General features: G+C 70.4%; 23 protein-coding genes. 12 read left to right on the top strand and 11 right to left on the bottom strand.

The features are described from left to right. Window positions 1-15: 15 nt before the first annotated feature. Window positions 16-276, bottom strand: coding sequence for a hypothetical protein (locus BLT21_RS00585; protein ID WP_091497465.1), 261 nt, complete (start codon window positions 274-276; stop codon window positions 16-18). Between the two features lie 193 nt (window positions 277-469). On the opposite strand from BLT21_RS00585, the gene BLT21_RS00580 reads away from it, so the two are divergent. Together BLT21_RS00580 and BLT21_RS00575 are read left to right on the top strand one after the other, a co-directional pair. Then, window positions 470-832: a hypothetical protein gene (locus BLT21_RS00580; RefSeq protein WP_091497461.1), complete on the top strand. Its 363-nt coding sequence runs from the start codon at window positions 470-472 to the stop codon at window positions 830-832. 91 nt (window positions 833-923) lie between these two features. Next, entirely contained in the window at window positions 924-1,964 is a 1,041-nt protein-coding gene (locus tag BLT21_RS00575; protein WP_091497457.1) for a zinc-binding dehydrogenase, read from the top strand. Between the two features lie 83 nt (window positions 1,965-2,047). On the opposite strand, the gene BLT21_RS00570 is transcribed toward BLT21_RS00575, so the two are convergent. From BLT21_RS00570 to ychF, 4 genes are all read right to left on the bottom strand, one after another. Next, entirely contained in the window at window positions 2,048-2,587 is a 540-nt protein-coding gene (locus BLT21_RS00570) for a Dps family protein (protein ID WP_091497453.1), read from the bottom strand. 104 nt (window positions 2,588-2,691) lie between these two features. Then, window positions 2,692-3,678: a hypothetical protein gene (locus tag BLT21_RS00565; RefSeq protein ID WP_091497449.1), complete on the bottom strand. Its 987-nt coding sequence runs from the start codon at window positions 3,676-3,678 to the stop codon at window positions 2,692-2,694. Window positions 3,679-3,711: 33 nt separating this feature from the next. Beyond that, window positions 3,712-4,155, bottom strand: a complete 444-nt coding sequence (locus tag BLT21_RS00560) for a hypothetical protein (protein WP_091497445.1) — start codon at window positions 4,153-4,155, stop codon at window positions 3,712-3,714. 43 nt (window positions 4,156-4,198) lie between these two features. Beyond that, window positions 4,199-5,278: a redox-regulated ATPase YchF gene (gene ychF, locus BLT21_RS00555; RefSeq protein ID WP_091497440.1), complete on the bottom strand. Its 1,080-nt coding sequence runs from the start codon at window positions 5,276-5,278 to the stop codon at window positions 4,199-4,201. A 107-nt stretch (window positions 5,279-5,385) separates the two neighbouring features. Here ychF and BLT21_RS00550 point away from each other — a divergent pair, with 107 nt between their 5' ends. Further along, entirely contained in the window at window positions 5,386-5,982 is a 597-nt protein-coding gene (locus BLT21_RS00550; RefSeq protein ID WP_091497437.1) for an exonuclease domain-containing protein, read from the top strand. A 73-nt stretch (window positions 5,983-6,055) separates the two neighbouring features. Here BLT21_RS00550 and BLT21_RS00545 read toward each other — a convergent pair whose 3' ends face one another. After that, window positions 6,056-6,721: a DUF6226 family protein gene (locus BLT21_RS00545; RefSeq protein WP_256335865.1), complete on the bottom strand. Its 666-nt coding sequence runs from the start codon at window positions 6,719-6,721 to the stop codon at window positions 6,056-6,058. Between the two features lie 60 nt (window positions 6,722-6,781). On the opposite strand from BLT21_RS00545, the gene BLT21_RS00540 reads away from it, so the two are divergent. Beyond that, window positions 6,782-8,029 carry a DNA recombination protein RmuC gene (locus tag BLT21_RS00540; RefSeq protein ID WP_091497429.1) on the top strand — a complete coding sequence of 416 codons (1,248 nt, stop codon included), beginning with the start codon at window positions 6,782-6,784 and terminating at the stop codon, window positions 8,027-8,029. 36 nt (window positions 8,030-8,065) lie between these two features. On the opposite strand, the gene BLT21_RS00535 is transcribed toward BLT21_RS00540, so the two are convergent. Both BLT21_RS00535 and glpX read right to left on the bottom strand, forming a co-directional pair. Then, window positions 8,066-8,248 (bottom strand): UDP-N-acetylmuramyl pentapeptide phosphotransferase, encoded by a 183-nt coding sequence (locus BLT21_RS00535; protein ID WP_256335864.1) that lies wholly within the window; start codon window positions 8,246-8,248, stop codon window positions 8,066-8,068. A 129-nt stretch (window positions 8,249-8,377) separates the two neighbouring features. After that, complete coding sequence (gene glpX, locus BLT21_RS00530; protein WP_091500619.1) at window positions 8,378-9,367, bottom strand: class II fructose-bisphosphatase; 990 nt, start codon at window positions 9,365-9,367, stop codon at window positions 8,378-8,380. A 177-nt stretch (window positions 9,368-9,544) separates the two neighbouring features. Here glpX and fbaA point away from each other — a divergent pair, with 177 nt between their 5' ends. Further along, window positions 9,545-10,573, top strand: a complete 1,029-nt coding sequence (gene fbaA, locus BLT21_RS00525; protein WP_091497422.1) for a class II fructose-bisphosphate aldolase — start codon at window positions 9,545-9,547, stop codon at window positions 10,571-10,573. Between the two features lie 80 nt (window positions 10,574-10,653). Here the strand turns inward: fbaA and BLT21_RS00520 are convergent, their stop codons facing one another. Both BLT21_RS00520 and BLT21_RS00515 read right to left on the bottom strand, forming a co-directional pair. Next, window positions 10,654-11,235, bottom strand: a complete 582-nt coding sequence (locus tag BLT21_RS00520; protein WP_091497418.1) for a DUF6264 family protein — start codon at window positions 11,233-11,235, stop codon at window positions 10,654-10,656. After that, on the bottom strand, window positions 11,232-12,293 hold the full coding sequence (locus tag BLT21_RS00515) for a 4-hydroxy-3-methylbut-2-enyl diphosphate reductase (RefSeq protein ID WP_176786775.1): 1,062 nt from the start codon (window positions 12,291-12,293) through the stop codon (window positions 11,232-11,234). The genes BLT21_RS00520 and BLT21_RS00515 overlap by 4 nt, the downstream gene beginning before the upstream one ends. A gap of 58 nt (window positions 12,294-12,351) precedes the next feature. Here BLT21_RS00515 and xseA point away from each other — a divergent pair, with 58 nt between their 5' ends. From xseA to BLT21_RS00480, 7 genes are read left to right on the top strand one after another with little or no spacing between them, the layout of a single operon-like run. Next, a complete protein-coding gene (xseA, locus tag BLT21_RS00510) occupies window positions 12,352-13,662 on the top strand; it encodes an exodeoxyribonuclease VII large subunit (protein WP_091497411.1) in 1,311 nt (436 codons plus the stop codon). Window positions 13,663-13,672: 10 nt separating this feature from the next. Beyond that, the gene (locus tag BLT21_RS00505) at window positions 13,673-13,906 is read left to right on the top strand and encodes an exodeoxyribonuclease VII small subunit (protein ID WP_091500618.1); all 234 of its coding nucleotides are present in this window, start codon (window positions 13,673-13,675) and stop codon (window positions 13,904-13,906) included. Beyond that, window positions 13,906-14,547, top strand: coding sequence for a DUF4245 family protein (locus BLT21_RS00500; protein ID WP_091497408.1), 642 nt, complete (start codon window positions 13,906-13,908; stop codon window positions 14,545-14,547). Before BLT21_RS00505 ends, BLT21_RS00500 begins: the two co-directional genes overlap by 1 nt. Then, entirely contained in the window at window positions 14,544-15,221 is a 678-nt protein-coding gene (locus tag BLT21_RS00495; RefSeq protein ID WP_091497404.1) for a carbonic anhydrase, read from the top strand. The genes BLT21_RS00500 and BLT21_RS00495 overlap by 4 nt, the downstream gene beginning before the upstream one ends. A gap of 48 nt (window positions 15,222-15,269) precedes the next feature. Then, the gene (locus BLT21_RS00490) at window positions 15,270-16,664 is read left to right on the top strand and encodes a class II fumarate hydratase (protein WP_091497401.1); all 1,395 of its coding nucleotides are present in this window, start codon (window positions 15,270-15,272) and stop codon (window positions 16,662-16,664) included. A 10-nt stretch (window positions 16,665-16,674) separates the two neighbouring features. Continuing rightward, the gene (locus BLT21_RS00485; RefSeq protein WP_256335863.1) at window positions 16,675-17,649 is read left to right on the top strand and encodes a sensor histidine kinase; all 975 of its coding nucleotides are present in this window, start codon (window positions 16,675-16,677) and stop codon (window positions 17,647-17,649) included. Then, window positions 17,646-18,299: a response regulator transcription factor gene (locus BLT21_RS00480; protein ID WP_091497396.1), complete on the top strand. Its 654-nt coding sequence runs from the start codon at window positions 17,646-17,648 to the stop codon at window positions 18,297-18,299. Before BLT21_RS00485 ends, BLT21_RS00480 begins: the two co-directional genes overlap by 4 nt. A 57-nt stretch (window positions 18,300-18,356) precedes the next feature. On the opposite strand, the gene BLT21_RS00475 is transcribed toward BLT21_RS00480, so the two are convergent. Continuing rightward, entirely contained in the window at window positions 18,357-19,712 is a 1,356-nt protein-coding gene (locus BLT21_RS00475; protein WP_091497392.1) for a PhoH family protein, read from the bottom strand. Window positions 19,713-19,783: the final 71 nt, after the last annotated feature.

The raw sequence follows: 19,783 nt of genomic DNA, 5'->3' as shown, positions 1-19,783 counted from the left end.
GGCGTGCCGCCGCGCTCAGACGCCCGCTTCGTCGTCGCGCCAGGGCAGGTTGAGGTCCTCCGCGGGCACGTCGACGTCGCCGACGTCGTCGGGTCCTCCGGTACCGGGGCGCGCCCGTACGAGATCGTCGTCGACGTCCGCATCGGGACTCGTCGGCGCCTCGTCCTGCTTCTCGCGCGTCTCGGTCTCGCTCCCCGGGGTGTACCGCATGTCCTTGCGCACCGCTTCCGGCTCGGAGAGGGGCTCCTGCTCGACCGCCGGGTCCTGCTCGCTCATGACGTCTCCTCGTTCTCGGCACTCGTGTGCGCGTCGCTTGCGAAAACGCTAGGCGCGAGGCCCACCCGGGTCAGCCGCGTTGACCCGGGCGGGTCGCCGTGCGAAGATCCGGGGCGGACGACGGTCGTATCTCATGCCGAGCACCGATGCAAGCGTGCGACGTACCACGCCCCGGCGAGACACAGTGGGGGCCATGAGACGAATCACGTACGCGGGCGACACGGTGATCACGACGGATGACGTTGCGGAGGCCCTCGTCGAGCTCACGGCCGCGGTCGCCAACTACGGCCGCGCCGAGGCCGTGCGTATTCCGATCGTCCTCGAGGGTGACGGGCGCGTCGACGAGGCCGAGCTCGTCATCGGTGTCGGCAACGACGTGCTTTCGGCTCCGGTCGAATGGGATGGCGACGAACCCGACTTCACCGACGGCGCGGAGGAACTCCGCGCGCACGAGAGCTACCCGAGCCGCGGTTCCGGCGGGGCGCAGCTATACGCCGTCGACGACGAGCCCCCCACGCAGTGGGACCCCGATCTCGAGGGTTTCCGCGACGCCTGACCGCCACCAGACCTCGACCGCGCGGCCACGGTCGCCGAAAGCGTCGGGTCTTGGAGCTGCGGCACGGCTCGATACCGTAGCGTGAGCGATCGTGCGAGCGATGGTGATGGACAGCATCCGCGGGCCGCTGTCGGTGCGCGATGTCCCCGATCCGGTCGCCCCCGACGACGGTGTCGTCGTGTCGGTGCGCGCCACCGGTCTCTGCCGCAGCGATTGGCACGCGTGGGCGGGGCATGACGACATCCTGCTGCCGCACACTCCGGGGCACGAGTTCTCGGGTGTGGTCGCGGCGGTCGGGCCCGCTGTGCGACGGTGGCGGGTCGGCGATCGCGTCACGACCCCGTTCGTGGTGGGCTGCGGCAGCTGCGAGTGGTGCCTCCGCGGCGACGCGCAGGTCTGCGCGCGTCAGCAGCAGCCCGGATTCGCCTACGCCGGTTCGTTCGCGGAGCTGGTCGTCGTGCCGGCGGCCGACACCAACCTCGTCGGCATCCCCGACACGGTGTCGTTCGACGCCGCAGCCGCTCTCGGATGCCGGTTCGCCACGTCATACCGTGCACTGACCGCACGGGCACGCCTGCGTGCGGATGAGTGGATCACCGTCGTCGGCGCGGGCGGCGTCGGTCTCAGCGCGGTCATGATCGCCCACGCGCTCGGCGCGCGCGTCATCGCGGTCGACCGGTCGGCTGAAGCACTGCGCCTCGCAGCGACCCTCGGTGCCGAGCACACGGTGACCGCCGACGGTCGCGACATCGCGGCGCACGTGCATGAGCTCACCGGCGGCGGCAGCCACGTGGCCGTCGATGCGGTGGGCAGCGAGCAGACGGCGTCCGACGCCATCCTGAGCCTTCGGCGCCGCGGGCGGCACGTGCAGATCGGGCTGCTGCCGTCGGCATCCGGTCGTACCGCCGCCCCGCTGGCGCGCGTCATCGCGTGGGAGCTCGACCTGCTGGGAAGTCACGGCATGGCTGCCGTCGACTACCCCGGCATGCTGGCGCTCATCGCCGAGGGCAGGCTGCGTCCGCACGAGCTCGTCCGTCGCGTCGTGGGGCTCGAGGAAGCCGCGCGCCTGCTCCCCGTCATGGAGACGGCGGGCACGGCCGGGATGACGATGATCGATCCGCGCCGGCCATGAGCTCCGCCGGCCCACGCGAAGACCCCGCCCGGTCGCACGGAGCGACGGGACGGGGTCGGCGGCAGCGGGACTGACCCGAGGGGTCAGGCCTGCGGCTTGCGGTTCTCGGCGCTGACCATCCAAGCGAGCTGCTCGAGGCGCTCGAGGATCGAGTGCAGGATGTCGGCGGTCGTCGGGTCCTCGTCGTCGACCTCGTCGTGCACGTCGCGGCAGGTGCCGATGGTGGCCTCGAGACGCTCGGTGATGAGATCGATGACCTCGGCGGTGTCGATCTCGCCCTGCGGGAACTCCGGCAGCGTCGTCGTCTCGGCGACGGTGTCGCTGCGTCCATCGGGCAGCGCGTGCAGGGCGCGCATGCGCTCGGCGACCGTGTCGGCGAATTCGCGCGCGGCCTCGATGATCTCGTCGAGCTGCAGGTGGGTGTCGCGGAAGTTGCGTCCGACAACGTTCCAGTGGGCCTGCTTGCCCTGGAGGGACAGCTCGATGAGGTCGACGAGCACCTTCTGGGTGTTCTCGCTGAGCTTCTGCGATGCCCGGAAGCCGCTCTCGGCGTTCTGCTCGTTCGTCAGGCCGGCGCCGGATGCGCGGCGCTTGTTGCGCGTGGTGGTGGTGTTCGTGGCCATGGTGGTGCCTCCTCGAGTCGAGATGCCCTCAACGCTAGGCATCACGCCGCCGCGACGCCCACCGGTTGATGGATCGCTCGCAGGCTGGTAACGGGACGACGGCGTCAGGACCGCGGAGCGCCCGAGACATCCGCGGCCGGTGCCGTCCTCGGCTCCTCCGCGGCCTCCTCGACGGCAGCGACCGCCTGTGCGGTCGCTGCGGTGTCTGTCGCGTCCGACGTCCGAAGCCGCCGTCGCCGGGCGACGAGAGCCACGGCCGAGAACGCGAGGACGAGCGCGCACGCGAGCAGAGGCCCGGGCATGTCGGTCGTGGCGACGCGTGGCTCTCGAACGCTCAGCACCACCGGGGAGACCACGGCGGCGGCGAGTGCGGCATAGACCGGCACGGCAGGGAAAGATGACACGAGTGGCCGAGCGATGACGCGGACGGCGATCACGAGCGCGACGAGGGCTGCCACCGCGCCGACGATCGTCACGACGAGCGCGACGGTTTCGCCCGATAGCAAGCGGCCGTGTCTCGAGACGCCCACCGCTCCGAGAACCATGACCAGCGCCGACCAGCCCAGCGCCGGGGTGCCCAGGTCGAGCACGGGGTCGAGGCGCGCACGGCGCTTTCCGGCCAGGCGCGCGCGCCGCCCGGCGCGTCGCGAACCGTTACGCGGGATGCGGCTCTTCCTCTCACGCAGCCACGCCGCGTCCGCGGAGTCGGCTCGCCGCCGGGTGCCCACCCGATATCGCTCGAGGCCGGCGTCGAAGAGGTGTGGCGGGAGCGTCAGCGATGTCACATTCGGCGCATGATCGGCGAGCAGGGTGCCGACCGCGCCGGGCATCGAGCGCATCCCGCGGACGCCGGTCACCGACGAGAGCAGGTCTCGGCCTCGGTCCGTCAGCCGCATCCCCCAGGAGTCGTCGACATCGGCCAGCCCGTCGCTCACGAGGAAGGATGCCGCGGCTTCCACACGCTCTCGCGTCGGGACGTCCGCCTGCAGCATGTCCCAGTTCGACAGCACGCTGCGAAGCGAGGTGGGACGCCGCCCAGCGCGAAGCAGGGAGAGGAGGATCGCCGCATCGTCGACGCCCGGTCTGTTCACATGGGTCAGGCTAGCGCGCCTGCGAGGAGCGGCTCAGAAGTCCTCGTCGCGCAGCCCGAGTTCGCGCCAGCGATGGGCAGCGGCGTCGTCAGAGAGCCAGCGGACCTCGAATATCTGGCGCGCGCCCGGCGTCGCCGAGAACCATTGAGACCCCCACAACCGACGTTCGCGAACCGTGCTCCGCAGGTGATGGTCGAGGTACCCGGCCTCGAGCTCCCGAACCGTGTACCGGCCGGGCCCGTAGTCCTCGAACGGAAGCTCGCGCACGCCGTCGGGGCACACCACCGTGAACCACAACCTTGGCTGCCGCGACGGGAACCACATCTCGCCGACGACGCTCGCGACATGGCCGACGACGGCTCCGTCGAGCACGAGCTCTCCGACCCGTCGGTCGTATGCGCGCAGAACGTCGTCCGCGAGTTCCTCGGGCTGGGGCTCCCTCTCGAGCCGCGGCTTCCCCCAACGCCGAAGCGACACGCGTCGATCCTGACAGCTGTGGGCGGCCGAGGCGCAGCCGGCATCAGACGTTGAAGCGGAACTCCACCACGTCGCCGTCCTGCATGACGTAGTCCTTGCCCTCGAGGCGCGCCTTGCCCTTCGACCGGGCCTCGGCGACGGAGCCCGTCGCGACGAGATCCTCGAAGGAGATGACCTCCGCCTTGATGAAGCCCTTCTCGAAGTCGGTGTGGATGACACCGGCGGCCTGGGGCGCCTTCCAGCCCTTGCCGATCGTCCAGGCGCGCGCCTCCTTCGGCCCCGCGGTGAGGTAGGTCTGCAGGCCGAGCGTGTCGAAACCGATGCGGGCGAGCTGGTCGAGGCCCGACTCGTCCTGACCCGTCGACGCGAGCAGTTCCGCCGCCTCCTCGGGGTCGAGATCGATCAGCTCCGACTCGATCTTCGCGTCGAGGAACACCGCCTGCGCGGGTGCGACGAGCGCTGCGAGCTCCGCCTTGCGGGCATCGTCGGTCAGAACCGCCTCGTCCACGTTGAAGACGAAGATGAATGGCTTTGCCGTCAGCAGGCCGAGCTCCTTGATGGGCGCGAGGTCGATCTTGGAGCCGGCTCCCGACAGCAGCTCGCCGCGCTGCAGGGCATCCTGAGCGGCCTGGGCGGACTCGAGCACGGAGGGATCGAGCTTCTTGCCGCGAACCTCCTTCTCGTAGCGCGTGATCGCCTTCTCGAGAGTCTGGAGGTCGGCGAGCTGCAGCTCGGCGTTGATCGTCTCCATGTCGTTCTGCGGGTTCACCGCGCCCTCGACGTGCACGACGTCATCGTCGGCGAAGCCGCGGACGACCTGCGCGATCGCGTCGGCCTCGCGGATGTTCGCGAGGAACTGGTTGCCGAGTCCCTCGCCCTCCGACGCGCCGCGCACGATGCCGGCGATGTCGACGAACGACACCGCCGCGGGAAGGATCCGCTCCGAGTGGAAGATGTCCGCCAGCACCTGCAGGCGCGGATCGGGGAGGTTCACCACGCCCACGTTCGGCTCGATCGTCGCGAACGGATAGTTCGCTGCGAGAACCTGGTTCTTGGTCAGGGCGTTGAAGAGGGTCGACTTGCCGACGTTGGGCAGTCCTACGATTCCGATGGTGAGAGCCACGGGCACCCAGTCTACGTGGCTCGCCGCAGCGGCCCCCGCCGGGGCGATCGCGCACGACGGCGGCGCGCCTCCGCCGGAGGCGCGCTCCTCGGGGTGACGCTGGAGGCGTGCCCTTGGACTTCACCGCGATCGACTTCGAGACGGCGAACTCCTCCAGCGCATCCGCCTGTTCGGTCGGGCTCGTGCGGGTGCGCGACGGCGAAGTCGTGGCGTCGGACGGCTGGCTGATCCGACCGCCGTCCGGCCACGACCGGTTCTTCGACATCAACGTGTCGATCCACGGCATCACGGCGGACGCCGTGGCGAACGCCCCGGGCTGGGTCGCCCAGCTCCCCCGCCTGCTCGAGTTCATCGGCGACGACGTGCTCGTGGCGCACAATGCGGGCTTCGATATGGCCGTCCTCCGCCGGGCGTGCGAAGCCACAGCGGCTGAGCTGCCCGCCTTCCGCTCCGTGTGCAGCGTGCAGCTCGCTCGCAAGACCTACCAGCTCGACTCCTACCGGTTGCCGCTCGTGGCCGCGGCCGTCGGCTTCCTCGACTTCGCGCATCACGACGCACTGGCGGATGCGCTCGCCTGCGCCCACATCGCGGTCGACGCGGCGCGCCGGGCCGGAGCTCAGGACATCGTCGAACTCGCGATGCTGCTGGGCGTGCGCGTGCCGGAGCACGCCCCGATCGGCGCTTCGCTCCTCAGCCCGGCCTGACCGGCCTCCGCCCGGCCGACGAGCCGACGCGAATGGCGCTCAAGCCGATGCTGAGACGACAATTCGCGTCGGGTCAGCGCGCGGCGCGCGGCGCGTGGGAGCGGCGCGGCCACGGCGCCCATCCGTCGGCCGGCAGAGCCGCGAGGGCGACCCGAGCCGCGTCGAGGCGTCCGGGAAGGAAGTCCTCGAGCCGCGACTGGCCTGAAGAACCTCCGTTCGGGTACGAGAAGGCGATCTCGACCGGCAGTTCGCCGCCCCGCGCGATCCGTTCGCTGAAGCCGCCCCTCACGACGGCGAAGACGTGCTCCTCGAGGTCTGTCGCGACGGCCTGCCACTCTTCGTCGCACGCGTCGCAACCGCAATGCGGATAGTGGGCGTCGTGAAGCAGACCCGAATGCACGGAGAGACCCGGGTACGCGTCGAAGACGATGGTGACGGGCGCGCAGCGCGGGTCGGTCGCGCGCATGCGCACCGCCCGCACGACGTCGAACGAGCTCGGCCGGTTCAGATCGCCGGCGACCTCCGCGCCTTCCTCGACCACGACGTCGTATGCGGTGCGCAGATGAGCGATGATGCCGTCGGCCACCGTATGGAGGGGCGCGAAGCGCTCCGGATGCGTGTCGACCGAGTACGTCTCTTCGGGCGGCGAGCCGGGCCACCGTCTGCCGTACTCGATGACCTCCCCCGCGGCGTCGCGGAACACGGGGGCATCGATCTCAGGCCGCACATAACCGTCCACCACGACATCCTCCCGCATCCGCCTCCACGCGATGTCGGTACCAGGCGGCATCCTGGACACATGGACGCCGCACTCGTCTTCATGCTCATCGTGATCGCCGCGATCGCCGCCGCCGGCGGCTGGTTCGCAGGATCGGCGCGCGCATCGCGCGAGAACGCGACCGAGCGTGCCCGCCTCGAGGCTCGAGCCGCGGTGGCCGAGGCCGAACGCGACGCCTACGGCGATCAGCTCGACCGTCAACGCGAGGTGCAGCGCGAGCTCGGGACGCAGGCCCGACTCGATCAGGCGGCGCGCGACGAACGCGATCGGCGCGAGCAGGCCGTGCTTCGTGCACTCGCCCCCGTCCAGGAGTCGCTGCAGGCGATGCAGGCCAAGGTCGAGCTCCTCGAGCGCGAACGCAGCGAGCAGTTCGGCTCGGTGGCCGAGCAGCTTCGCCTCGGGCGTGAGACCGACGAGGCATTGCGTTCGACGACGGAGTCGCTCGCCGGCGCGCTCCGGTCGAGCGCGGCACGCGGCGTCTGGGGCGAGACGCAGCTGCGCCGCATCGTCGAGTCGGCCGGACTCACCCGCTACGTCGACTTCGAGCTCCAGTCGAGCATCTCCTCCGACAGCGGAGCGGGTCGACCGGACCTGATCGTCCGTCTCCCCGGCGATAAGGCGCTCGCGGTGGACGCCAAAGTCCCCCTCGACGCCTATCTCGAGGCGAGCGCGATCCCCGTCACCGCCCAGGGAGACGATGCCCGCCGCCGCAAGGCGCTGCTCGCCGCGCACGTCAAAGCGGTACGCGCGCACGTCGACGCCCTGGCGAAGAAGGCCTACTGGCAGGGGCTGAGTTCGAGCCCCGAGTTCGTGGTGTGCTTCATCCCGAGCGAGTCTCTCCTCGCGGCCGCCCTCGACGAAGACCCTGCGCTGCTCGACTACGCCTTCAGCCGTCGCGTCGCGCTGGCATCACCGGTCAACCTCTGGGCTGTGCTCAAGACGGTCGCCTACACCTGGACGCAGCAAGACGTGTCCGATGAGGCCCGGCGGCTGTTCGACCTCGGCAACGAGCTCTATCAGCGTCTCGGTGGGCTCGCCTCGCACGCGAACGATCTGCGCCGCGCGATCGAGCGCACCGTGGAGTCCTACAACAAGTTCGTCGGCACCCTCGAGAGCCGGGTGCTGGTCACGGCCCGCAAGTTCCCCGGCATCGACGAGACACGGCTCGAGGCCACCGTCGCACCCGCCGCCATCGAGACCGCGACGCGCATGACGACCGCACCCGAGCTGCTGGGTGCTGATGTCGGCGAACTGCGCGAGAGGTTGTGAGGCGCCTGCGGCGGGCGCGAACGACGGTGGGCCGGGTCAGGCCGGGAACATGTTGACGAGGCCGACCACGGCGACCGACACCGCCAGGAACGCGCCGATCATCCACCACGCGCTGGTCTGATGGCCCTCGGGGTGGCGGCGTCGCAGCAGCACGTCCGGGCGTCGCGCGGGATCGATCGTCACCGCGACCTGACCGGTCGGCGGGTTGTTCGCAGTCATCGACATGGTTCTCCCGGGTGCTGACGTATGGGTGGTCATCGCCGTTGATACCGGGGCCCATTCTGACAGAGGCTCCCTGAGAGGGTCACTCCTTGACACGCGGTCGTGTCGTGATAGTTACAACCCCGCTCAGAGCCACTTCGACGTCAGATGCTCCGACGAGATGCGCCGCAGCGTCCCGGAGGCACCGCGTAGCACGACGCTCTCCGTGTAGACGAAGTCGCCCTCGCGGCGCACCCCGCCGACCAGCTCGCCGTTCGTGACGCCCGTCGCCACGAAGATCGTGTTCTTGCCGCGCACCAGGTCGTCGGCCTCGTAGACGTGACCGTCGAGGCTCAGCCCGGCGTCGATCCCCCGCTGCTTCTCGTCGTCATCTCGCGCCCACAACCGCCCCTGGATGTGACCGCCGAGCGCCTTGATGGCGCACGCCGTCACGATGCCCTCCGGGCTGCCGCCGATCCCGACGCACATGTCCGTCCGGGCATTGTGCCGGGCGGCGTTGATCCCGCCGGCGACGTCGCCGTCGCTCATGAGGCGCGTGCCCGCACCGGCATCCCGGATCTCCTCGATGAGCTTCGCGTGCCGCGGACGGTTCAGCACCGAGACGACGAGTTCATCGACGGGCTTGCCCAGCGCCTTGGCGAGCAACCGGATGTTCTCGGCGATGGGAAGACGGATGTCGACGACGCCGACGCCCGCGGGACCCGTGACGAGCTTGTCCATGTAGAAGACCGACGAGGCGTCGAGCATGGCGCCTCGATCGGCGACCGCGATGACCGAGAGGGCGTTGTTGCGCCCCTCGGCGGTCAACGTCGTGCCGTCGATCGGGTCGACGGCGATGTCGGCCTGCGGCCCACGGCCCGTGCCCACCTTCTCGCCGTTGAACAGCATCGGCGCCGCATCCTTCTCGCCCTCGCCGATCACGATCACGCCGTCGAAGTTGACCGTGGTGAGGAACGCGCGCATCGCGTCGACGGCGGCACCGTCGGCGAGCTCCTTCTTGCCGCGGCCGATGAACGGCACCGAGCGGATCGCGGCCGCCTCGGTCGCGCGCACGAGCTCGAGCGCGAGGTTTCGATCGGGATGCAGCGGACTCATGTCGGCGGTCAAACTCACCATGGGCCACAGCATAGGTGGGCACCGAACGAACGCCGGCCGTTTTCAGCCGCGCCGCGACGAAGGATTCGCGATTCTTACGATTCGGGCGTCTGCGTCGTTTCCCCGGTCGTTCCGCTGACCGTACCGGCCGCCTTCGATAAAGTGGGCTCGGTAACACCGCCGACATGAGGAGCTTTCATGCCCATCGCAACCCCCGAACAGTACGCAGAGATGCTGGATCGCGCGAAGGCCGGTGGTTTCGCCTACCCCGCCATCAACGCTGCCAGCTCGCAGTCCATCAACGCCGTGCTCCAGGGCCTCACCGAGGCGGGCTCGGACGGCATCATTCAGGTCACGACGGGCGGCGCCGACTACTTCGCGGGTCACACCGTCAAGGGTCGCGCGACCGGAGCCCTCGCGTTCGCGAAGTTCGCCCACGAGGTCGCCAAGAACTACCCCGTCACGGTCGCGCTGCACACCGACCACTGCCCGAAGCCGGCCCTCGACGACTTCCTCCTGCCGCTGATCTCGGCCTCGGAAGAGGCCGTCGCCGACGGCGGACAGCCCATCTTCCAGTCGCACATGTGGGACGGCTCCGCCGTGCCGCTCGCCGAGAACATCGAGATCGCCAAGGAGCTCCTTCCCCGCATCAAGGCGATCCGCGCGATCCTCGAGGTCGAGATCGGTGTTGTCGGCGGCGAAGAGGACGGCGTCCAGCACGAGGGCTCGAACGATGCCCTGTACACGACGACCGGCGATGTCTCACAGGTGGTGGAGGCCCTGGGCCTCGGCGACCAGGGTCGCTGGATCGCCGCGCTCACGTTCGGCAACGTGCACGGCGTGTACAAGCCGGGCAACGTCAAGCTCAAGCCCGAGCTGCTCGGCGAGATCCAGGCCGGCATCGCCTCGAAGTTCGGCACCGGCGAGAAGCCGCTCGACCTCGTCTTCCACGGCGGCAGCGGCTCCACCGACGAGGAGATCGCCCTCGCCGTGGCGAACGGCGTCGTGAAGATGAACATCGACACCGACACCCAGTACGCCTTCACGCGTTCGGTCGCCGGCTTCATGTTCCAGAACTACGACGGTGTCCTGAAGGTCGATGGCGAGGTCGGCAACAAGAAGGCCTACGACCCGCGTGCCTGGGGCAAGAAGGCCGAGACGGCCATGGCCGCGCGCGTCGTCGAGGCGACGAAGCAGCTCGGCTCGTTCGGACAGTCGCAGAGCTGACCCACAGCTACCGAGAACGGCGCCCCGCGATTCGACGCGGGGCGCCGTTCTGCGCTGGGGCGGCGAATGCCGGGGCCCGCTCAGCCCATGCGCGATAGGCCGTCGAGCACGCCGGGGTCGGAGAGCAGCGGCGCGGCCAGCAGCATGCTGACGATGATGAACGTGACGATCGCGCCCACGAGCGGGATCCACCACGAGAGGCGGCGCAGCGACAGCGACCACCACGAGAACACGGCCGTCAGCAGCCAGCCGAGGCCGTAGACGACGGCGGCGGCGATGCCCCACGCCCGCCCGCCCGCGGGGTCGGCGAGGCTCGCATCGATCCCCGCCATGTCCATCCACGTCTGCGCGAAGCCCGCGAAGTCGACGAGCTGCGGGATCGCGCCGAGCACGGTCACGAGACCGTACGCCAGGAGCGCGACCGTGATGACGCGATCGGCGAGGCGCGTCGGGCGGGCGGCTGCGGTGGTGGGGCGCGGCGAGGGAAGCGGGCCACGCGACGGCTCGTGCGTCGGCGACGGCGCGACCGGGTGCGCGACGAGGGCGGGATCCGCGACGTCCGGATGCGGCGCGGAACCGCCGAGGGCTGCGATCCGCGCGCGCTGCTCCTCGGGAGTCGCGTACTCGCCGTACTGCGGCCGGGGCCGCTCGGAATCGCTCACGAACGACCCCGTCCGCCACGCGCGCGCGCATCCTGCACGCCCGCGGAATCGGTGCGCAGCTCCTTCGGAAGCGAGAACATCAGATCCTCCTCGGCGGTGCGGACCTCGTCGACATCGGCGTATCCCGCGTCGGCGAGGCTCGCGAGCACCTGCTGCACGAGGACCTCGGGCACGGATGCGCCGCTCGTGACGCCGACGGTGCGGACGCCGTCGAGCCATTCCTGACGGATCTCGTCTGCATAGTCGACGCGGTACGCAGCACGCGCCCCGTACTCGAGGGCGACCTCGACGAGTCGCACGCTGTTCGACGAGTTCGCCGAGCCGACGACGATGACGAGGTCGGTCTCGGCGGCGATCTTCTTGATGGCCACCTGCCGGTTCTGCGTCGCGTAGCAGATGTCGTCGGAGGGCGGGTCCTGCAGGTCGGGGAACCGCACCCGCAGGCGCCGGACGGTCTCCATGGTCTCGTCGACCGAGAGCGTCGTCTGCGAGAGCCAGACGACGCGCGCCGGATCTCGCACCTCCACGGTGTCGGCGTGCTCGGGCGAGGTCACGATCGTGATGTGATCGGGTGCCTCGCCGGCAGTCCCCTCGACCTCCTCGTGCCCCTCGTGTCCGATGAGCAGGATCTCGCGCTCGTCGCGGGCGAAGCGGACGGCCTCGCGGTGCACCTTCGTGACGAGGGGGCAGGTCGCGTCGATGGCCTGGAGGCCGCGATCGGATGCCGCGGACACGACCGCCGGCGAGACGCCGTGCGCGCTGAAGACGACGTGGGCTCCCTCGGGCACGGCGTCGACCTCGTCGACGAAGACGGCGCCACGCTCCTCGAGCTCGCGGACGACGTGGATGTTGTGCACGATCTGCTTCCGCACGTAGACGGGGGCGCCGAAGCGCTCGAGCGCTTTCTCGACCGCCACGACCGCACGGTCGACCCCGGCGCAGTATCCCCGCGGCGCAGCCAGGAGCACCCGCTTGGCGGCGCCCACAGGGATATCCTGGAGACGGCCGTGACGCCCCGGCACGCGGGGAACGGGCAGCCGGACGGCGGGAGTGGTCACCCCTCGATTCTACGAGGCCCATCCCGTCGGCTGCTCGGAAGCGGCCGTGAGGAGCCCCATGCCGTCGTTCGAGTCCGCGCCCGACCAGACGCCGCCCCCCGATGCGGTGCACCCCCGTGACTCCTCCCCGCAGACGCCCACGTCGATCTCGCGTCTCAACGAGACCATCCGCGACTTCGTGCAGCGGTGGAACGCGGTCTGGGTCGAAGGCGAGATCACCTCGTGGAACCTGCGGGGCGGGCATGTGTTCGGCCGGCTGAAGGACGCCGAGGCCGACGCCGCACTCTCGTTCCGGCTCTGGTCGAGCACACTGCAGCGACTGGGCTCGAGCCCCCGCGTCGGCGACCGCGTGGTCGCGTGCGTCAAGAGCGACTACTTCGTGAAGTCCGGCGACTTCTCGTTCACGGTGTCGGCCATGCGCCCGACCGGTCTCGGCGACCAGCTCGTGCAGCTCGAACGGCTCCGCGCTCAGCTGCGGTCCGAGGGACTCTTCGACGTCTCGCGGAAGAAGCCTCTCCCCTTCCTCCCCCACACGATCGGGCTCATCACCGGCGAGCGGAGCGATGCCGAGCGCGATGTGCACCGCAACGCCGAGCTCCGCTGGCCTCACGTCGCGTTCCGCACGGTGCACGCGGCCGTGCAGGGCGACCGGTGCGTACCCGAGACGATCGCGGCCCTGCGCGCCCTCGACGCCGATCCCGCCGTCGACGTCATCGTCATCGCCCGAGGCGGCGGCGACCCGCAGACCCTGCTCGGCTTCAGCGACGAACGCCTGCTCCGCGCGGTCGCTGCCGCGACGACGCCGGTCGTCTCGGCGATCGGGCACGAGAACGACCACCCGCTCCTCGACGACGTCGCCGACCTGCGCGCCTCGACGCCCACGGACGCCGCGAAGCGCGTCGTCCCCGACGTCGCCGAGCAGCGCGCGCTCGTCGAACAGCTGCGCAGTCGCTCGCGCACACGCCTCACGCAACGGGTCTCGCACGACCTCGCGCAGCTCGAGCAGCTGCGATCGCGGCCGGTGCTGCGCGATCCCGAGTCGCTCATGACGACGCGGGCTCACGAGCTGCACGTCCTCACCGCGCGGGGTCGCGACGTCGTGGGGCGCCGCATGGATGCCGCGGGTCACGACGTCGCCCGCCTGCGCTCCACCCTGCGTGCGCTCTCGCCGGGTGCGACCCTCGACCGCGGCTACGCGATCGCGCATCTCGACGAGGGCGTCATCGTCCGGGACGCGTCGCAGGCTCCGGACGGAGCACGCGTCGTCGTGACGGTCGGCCGGGGAGCATTCGCCACGCGGTCGGAGGGCGAACTGGTCGAGTCCGCCGACGAGATCGGCGGCGCGGGCTCGCCGACGGAGGCGTCCTAGAATGGCAGACATGACTCCGCCGGCCGAAGGGCTCACCGCCGACGTCGAGACCCTCAGCTTCGAGCAGGCGCGTGACGAGCTCGTTCGGGTCGTCGCAGAGCTCGAGCAGGGCGCTCCGACCCTCGAGCAGTCCCTCGCGCTGTGGACGCGCGGCGAACAGCTCGCCTCGCGGTGCGAGGAGTGGCTGCTCGGCGCCAAGCGCCGACTCGACGAGGCACGCGCGACCCGCGCGGACGACGAGTGATGGCGCAGGGTCGCCGCGTCGTCGCGGAGCTCGGACGTCCCGAGACCGCCGACGAGACCGCGGCGCGCAAGGCCGCGTCATCGCGTGTCTACCGATCGAGCCAGACCGCACGCAACCTCATCGCCGCTCTGATCGTGACGGTGGCCGTCGTCGCGGTCATCGTCCTCGCGGTGCCCCGGGGCTCGGTCCCCGACCGCCCCGGCATCGACGTCGCGGCGGTCGCCGCCGATGTCGGTGCGGCGATCGACCGGACGCTCGTGGCACCCGAGGTACCCGACTCGTGGCGCGTCAACAAGGCCGAGCTCGCGGGCGACGACGTGCAGACGTGGGAGATCGTCTACGCGCCGGAGAGCGGGTACGTCAACGTGCAGCAGGCCTTCGACGCTGACAGCGGCTGGGCCTCCCGTCAGATCAGCGGCTCGCGCGCCACCGCGACGGAGCGCATCGACGGCGTCGACTGGCAGGTCTTCGAGATCCCCGACCCGGCCCGGGCCGGCAACATCTCGTACGCCCTCTCGACGACGGCGGGCGCCGACACGATCCTCGTCTACGGCGGCGGAGCGGTCGACGGCGAGACGGTGCGCACCGCCGCGCGAGCGCTGACCACCCAGATCGTCGAACTGCAGGAGGAGACCCCATGACCTCGACCGCTGCCGCTCCGGCATCGCCCACCCCCCAGGAGGCCTGGGACGAGATGCGCGCCGGCAACATCCGGTTCGTCGACGGTGCGCCCCGCCATCCGCGCCAGGACGTCGAGCGCCGTCACGAGATCGTCGGCTCGCAGACACCGCGCGCAGCCCTGTTCGGATGCTCCGACTCGCGGCTCGCGGCCGAGATCATCTTCGACGAGGGCCTCGGCGACCTGTTCGTCATCCGCAACGCCGGGCAGGTGATCTCCGACTCGGTCGTCGGCAGCCTCGAGTACGCCGTGGCCGTGCTCAACGTGCCGCTGATCGTCGTCCTCGGGCACGACGCCTGCGGCGCCGTCCGCGCGGCGATCGAGAGCACGGGGGTCGACGCGCCGGCCCTGCCGCCGCTGATCTGGCGTCAGATCTCCCCCATCGTCCCGGCTGTCCGCCGCGTCCTGCGCGCCGGCGCCGCCGACGGCGTCACCGCCGAGAACGTCGATGCGGAGGCTGTCGGACGCGAGCACCTCCGCGAGACGGTCGGCCAGCTGCTGCACGCCTCCGAACTGATCAGCACGGCTGTCGCCGAGGGGCGCCTGGCCATCGTCGGGGCGAACTACCGCCTGGGCGAAGGCGTCGCAGAGCCGTCCATCATCCTCGGCGACGTCCACGACGACGCCGCTTCCTGACGCGACCATCGATACCTGACGAAAAAACACCGAGAGAGGAACGACGACGTGACCGACATCGAGTACCGCATCGAGCACGACACCATGGGAGAGGTCCGCGTCCCCCAGGACGCCCTCTACGCCGCCCAGACCCAGCGGGCGGTCGAGAACTTCCCGATCTCGGGCTCGGGACTCGAGTCGAGCCAGATCGCCGCGCTCGCGCGCATCAAGAAGGCGGCCGCCCTCGCGAACAAGGAGCTCGGCACACTCGATCCCGCCATCGCCGACGCGATCGCGAACGCCGCCGACGAGGTCGTCACCGGTCGCCACGACGCCCACTTCCCCGTCGACACCTACCAGACGGGATCCGGGACGTCGTCGAACATGAACATGAACGAGGTGCTCGCGACCCTCGCGACGCGCGCCCTCGGCAGCACGGTGCACCCCAACGACCACGTCAACGCATCGCAGTCGTCGAACGACGTCTTCCCGACGTCGGTTCACATCGCCGTGACCCAGGCCCTCATCGACGACCTCATCCCCGCCCTCGATCACATCGCGGTCGCGTTCGAGACGAAGGCGGAGGAATGGAAGGACGTCGTCAAGTCCGGTCGCACCCACCTGATGGATGCGACCCCCGTGACCCTCGGTCAAGAGTTCGGCGGCTACGCCCGCCAGATGCGTCTGGGCATCGAGCGCGTGCAGTCCGTGCTGCCCCGCGTCGGCGAGGTCCCCCTCGGCGGCACCGCCGTCGGCACCGGCATCAACACGCCGCTCGGGTTCCCGCAGAAGGTCATCGAGCTGCTCGCCGCCGAGACCGAGCTGCCCATCACCGAGGCGAAGGACCACTTCGAGGCTCAGGCCAACCGCGACGGGCTCGTCGAGGCCTCCGGTGCCCTCCGCACCATCGCCGTGTCGCTGACGAAGATCAACAACGACATCCGCTGGATGGGCTCGGGCCCCAACACCGGCCTCGGCGAGCTGCACATCCCCGACCTGCAGCCGGGCTCGTCGATCATGCCGGGCAAGGTCAACCCGGTCGTCCCCGAGGCCGTGCTGATGGTCTCGGCGCGCGTCATCGGCAACGACGCGACCGTCGCCTGGGCCGGCGCGTCGGGCTCGTTCGAGCTGAACGTGGCCATCCCGGTCATGGGAACCGCACTGCTCGAGTCGATCCGGCTGCTCTCGAACGCCGTCCGGGTCCTCGCGGACAAGACCGTCGCCGGGCTCCAGGCCAATGTCGAGCGTGCCGCGGCCTTCGCGGGCATGTCTCCCTCGATCGTGACCCCGCTCAACAAGCTCATCGGCTACGAGGCGGCCGCGAAGATCGCCAAGCATTCCGTCGCCAAGGGGATCACGGTGCGTGAGGCCGTCATCGACCTCGGCTACGTCGAGCGCGGCGATCTCACCGAGGCGCAGCTCGACGAGAAGTTGGACCTGCTCTCGATGACCCACCCTGGTTGATAATCGGAGGGTGAACCCGTCGCGGTCGGAAGCCCGGCGCGCACGCATCCTGGGGATACTCCTGGTCGTCGTGTGCGCCGGCTTCGTCGTGGTGGCGATCGGCGCGCTGCTGGTCTTCCTGCTGCTCGACGCCGACCTGCCCTGGCCGGTCATCGCGGTCTACGCTCTGGTCGCCGGCGGCACGCTCGTCACCGTCTGGCTCGTCGGCTGGCCCCTGCTGGCCACACCACCCCGAGAGGCGGCCGCACAAGATGCGTTCGACGCGGCCGTCGAGGCGCAGCGGCGACTGCTCGACGACGTGCGCCACGAGCTGAAGACGCCGATAGCCATCGTCCGCGGACACCTCGAGCTGGTCGATTCCGCCGATCCGGCCGACGTCGACGCGGTGCGCGACATCGCCGTCGCCGAGCTCGATCGCATGACCCGCCTCATCGGCGACATCGACCTGCTCGCCTCGGTCGAGGGCGAGCGGTTCGCGATGGACGACGTCGACGTCGAGAGTCTCACGCAACGCGTCGTCGACCTCGTCACCGTCATCCCCGGGCACGACTGGCGGGTCGAGGCGTCGCACCGGGCGATCGTGCACGGCGACGCCGACCGCCTGCTGCAGGCCTGGCTCCAGCTCGCCGACAACGCCGCGAAACACACCCCTCCCGGCACCGCGATCGAGCTCGGCAGCGGCGTCTACGCGGGTGCCCTGCACCTCTGGGTGCGCGACCACGGTCCCGGCATCCCGCCTGCGGCCCGGCATCGCATCTTCCGCCGCTTCGACCGCGGTGGTCGGCGACGTTCGGCGGGCGGGTCGGGCCTCGGGCTCGCCATCGTTGACGCCATCGCCAAGGGCCACGGCGGCTCGTGCGCCGTCACCGAGACGGCCGGCGGCGGCGCCACCTTCACCATCACGATCCCGCTCCGCTCCGCCCGGCGTCTGCCGTCGCCGGTCCGCGCGGACGAGGTCGTCCTGCAGCGCAAGGAGATCGGATGACCCGCGTCCTGCTCGTCGACGACGAGCCTCACATCATCGGGCTCCTCGAGCGCGCCCTGCGCGCGGAGGGTCTCGAACCCGTCGCCGCCGAGGACGGCGAGACCGCGCTCGAGCTCATGAGCTCGGACGACATCGATCTCGTCATCCTCGACGTGGGCCTCCCGGGCATCGACGGCTTCGACGTCCTGCGCCGCATCCGCTCGTCGGGGTCGGCGGTCCCCGTCATCATGCTCACCGCCCGCAGCGGCACGAGCGACACCGTGGAGGCGCTCGACGCGGGCGCCAGCGACTACGTGCCGAAGCCGTTCGTCGTGGCGGAACTGCTGGCGCGCGTCCGCTCGCGTCTGCGTGAGAGCGCCGGTCCTGCGACCGTCCTGACGCGCGACGGCGTCACCCTCGACATGCTCACCCGGCGAGCGACCGTCGACGGACAGGACATCGACCTCTCGGCCCGGGAGTTCGCCCTCGCCGAGCAGTTCCTGCGGCACGCGGGCGAGGTGCTGAGCCGCGAGACTCTCCTCAGCCGGGTCTGGGAGCTCGACTTCGACCCCGGCTCCAACGTCGTCGACGTGTACGTGCGCTACCTCCGAGGCAAGGTCGGCGCGTCGCGTATCGCGACCGTCCGCGGCGAGGGTTACCGCTGGGACTGAGGCCAGCCCCGACACGCGGTCGGAGCCGGCCCCGGCGGGCCCGGGCTCAGCGGCGCGTCAGCTCAGCTCGCCGGCCTCGAGCAGGTCCGTCACGAGGGCGGCGATCGCCGAGCGCTCGGATCGTGTCAGCGTGACGTGCCCGAACAGATCGTGGCCCTTGAGCGTCTCGATCACGGACGCGATGCCGTCGTGGCGGCCGACCCGCAGGTTGTCGCGCTGGCCGACGTCGTGGGTGAGGACGACGCGCGAGTTCTGCCCGATGCGGCTCAGCACGGTGAGCAGCACGTTGCGCTCGAGCGACTGGGCCTCATCGACGATCACGAACGCGTCGTGCAGCGAACGTCCGCGGATATGCGTGAGCGGCAGCACCTCGAGCAGCCCCCGCGCGATGATCTCCTCGACGACGTTGCCCGAGACCACCGAACCGAGCGTGTCGAAGATCGCCTGCCCCCAGGGGTTCATCTTCTCCTGCGCGTCGCCGGGCAGGTACCCGAGGTCCTGGCCGCCGACGGCGAACAGCGGGCGGAACACGATGATCTTCTTCTGCTGCTGACGCTCGAGTACCGACTCGAGGGCGGCGCACAGCGCCAGGGCGGACTTGCCGGTGCCCGCGCGGCCGCCCAGCGACACGATTCCGACGTCCGAGTCGAGCAGCAGGTCGATCGCGATGCGCTGCTCGGCCGATCGGCCGTGGAGCCCGAAGACGTCGCGGTCGCCTCGGACGAGGCGGAACGAGGCGTTGCCCGTCACACGGCCCAGCGCCGAGCCGCGCTCGGAGTGGATGACCAGTCCGGTGTTCACGGGCACCCCCCGTACGAGGTCGCTCGTGGCGACCTCGCTCTCGTAGAGGTCGCTCATCTCGTCGCCCGAGAGGTGGATGTTGGCGATGCCGGTCCACCCCGAGTCGACGGCCTGCTCGGCCAGGTACTCCTCGGCGCTGATGCCGAGCGACGCCGCCTTCACGCGCATGGGCAGGTCCTTCGACACGACCGTCACCGGCTGTCCCTCCTGCGCGAGGTGCATCGCGACGGCGAGGATGCGCGTGTCGTTGTCGCCGAGCCGCATCCCGGCGGGCAGCACCGACGGGTCGGTGTTGGTGAGCTCCACTCGCAGCGTGCCGCCGTCGCCGACCGGAACCGGGAAGTCGAGGCGCCCGTGCTCGACCCGCAGGTCGTCGAGGTGACGCAGCGCCTGGCGTGCGAAGTACCCGATCTCGGGGTCGTGGCGTTTGGCCTCGAGCTCGGTCACGACCACGACGGGCACGACGACCGAATGCTCGGCGAAGCGGAACAGCGCCCGCGGATCGCTCAGCAGCACCGATGTGTCGAGCACATAGGTGCGGAGCTCCTGATCGAGCTCGTCACGCCCGCTGTGGTTGACGTGACGCTGCTGCTCTGTTGCTCGTGCGGCCACAACCCACTCCCCGCCTCGGGTGTCTCACCCGATTACACGAGTCGACCGTGGGTCACGAGTCGTGAGAAGGC

The organism is Microbacterium sp. cf332, assembly GCF_900102175.1.
In the GTDB taxonomy this organism is placed as follows: Bacteria; Actinomycetota; Actinomycetes; order Actinomycetales; family Microbacteriaceae; genus Microbacterium.
Note: the sequence above shows the minus strand (reverse complement) of the source record. Positions and strands in the feature narration are given on the sequence as shown.

Excerpts from the sequence above, each read along its gene's own strand:
- fbaA (WP_091497422.1), top strand. The coding sequence starts at position 9,545 with ATGCCCATCGCAACCCCCGAACAGTACGCAGAGATGCTGGATCGCGCG.
- BLT21_RS00500 (WP_091497408.1), top strand. The coding sequence starts at position 13,906 with ATGGCGCAGGGTCGCCGCGTCGTCGCGGAGCTCGGACGTCCCGAGACC.
- BLT21_RS00495 (WP_091497404.1), top strand. The coding sequence starts at position 14,544 with ATGACCTCGACCGCTGCCGCTCCGGCATCGCCCACCCCCCAGGAGGCC.
- glpX (WP_091500619.1), bottom strand. The coding sequence starts at position 9,367 with ATGGTGAGTTTGACCGCCGACATGAGTCCGCTGCATCCCGATCGAAAC.
- BLT21_RS00585 (WP_091497465.1), bottom strand. The coding sequence starts at position 276 with ATGAGCGAGCAGGACCCGGCGGTCGAGCAGGAGCCCCTCTCCGAGCCG.
- BLT21_RS00480 (WP_091497396.1), top strand. The coding sequence starts at position 17,646 with ATGACCCGCGTCCTGCTCGTCGACGACGAGCCTCACATCATCGGGCTC.
- BLT21_RS00535 (WP_256335864.1), bottom strand. The coding sequence starts at position 8,248 with ATGACTGCGAACAACCCGCCGACCGGTCAGGTCGCGGTGACGATCGAT.
- xseA (WP_091497411.1), top strand. The coding sequence starts at position 12,352 with ATGCCGTCGTTCGAGTCCGCGCCCGACCAGACGCCGCCCCCCGATGCG.
- BLT21_RS00570 (WP_091497453.1), bottom strand. The coding sequence starts at position 2,587 with ATGGCCACGAACACCACCACCACGCGCAACAAGCGCCGCGCATCCGGC.
- BLT21_RS00505 (WP_091500618.1), top strand. The coding sequence starts at position 13,673 with ATGACTCCGCCGGCCGAAGGGCTCACCGCCGACGTCGAGACCCTCAGC.
- BLT21_RS00580 (WP_091497461.1), top strand. The coding sequence starts at position 470 with ATGAGACGAATCACGTACGCGGGCGACACGGTGATCACGACGGATGAC.
- BLT21_RS00540 (WP_091497429.1), top strand. The coding sequence starts at position 6,782 with ATGGACGCCGCACTCGTCTTCATGCTCATCGTGATCGCCGCGATCGCC.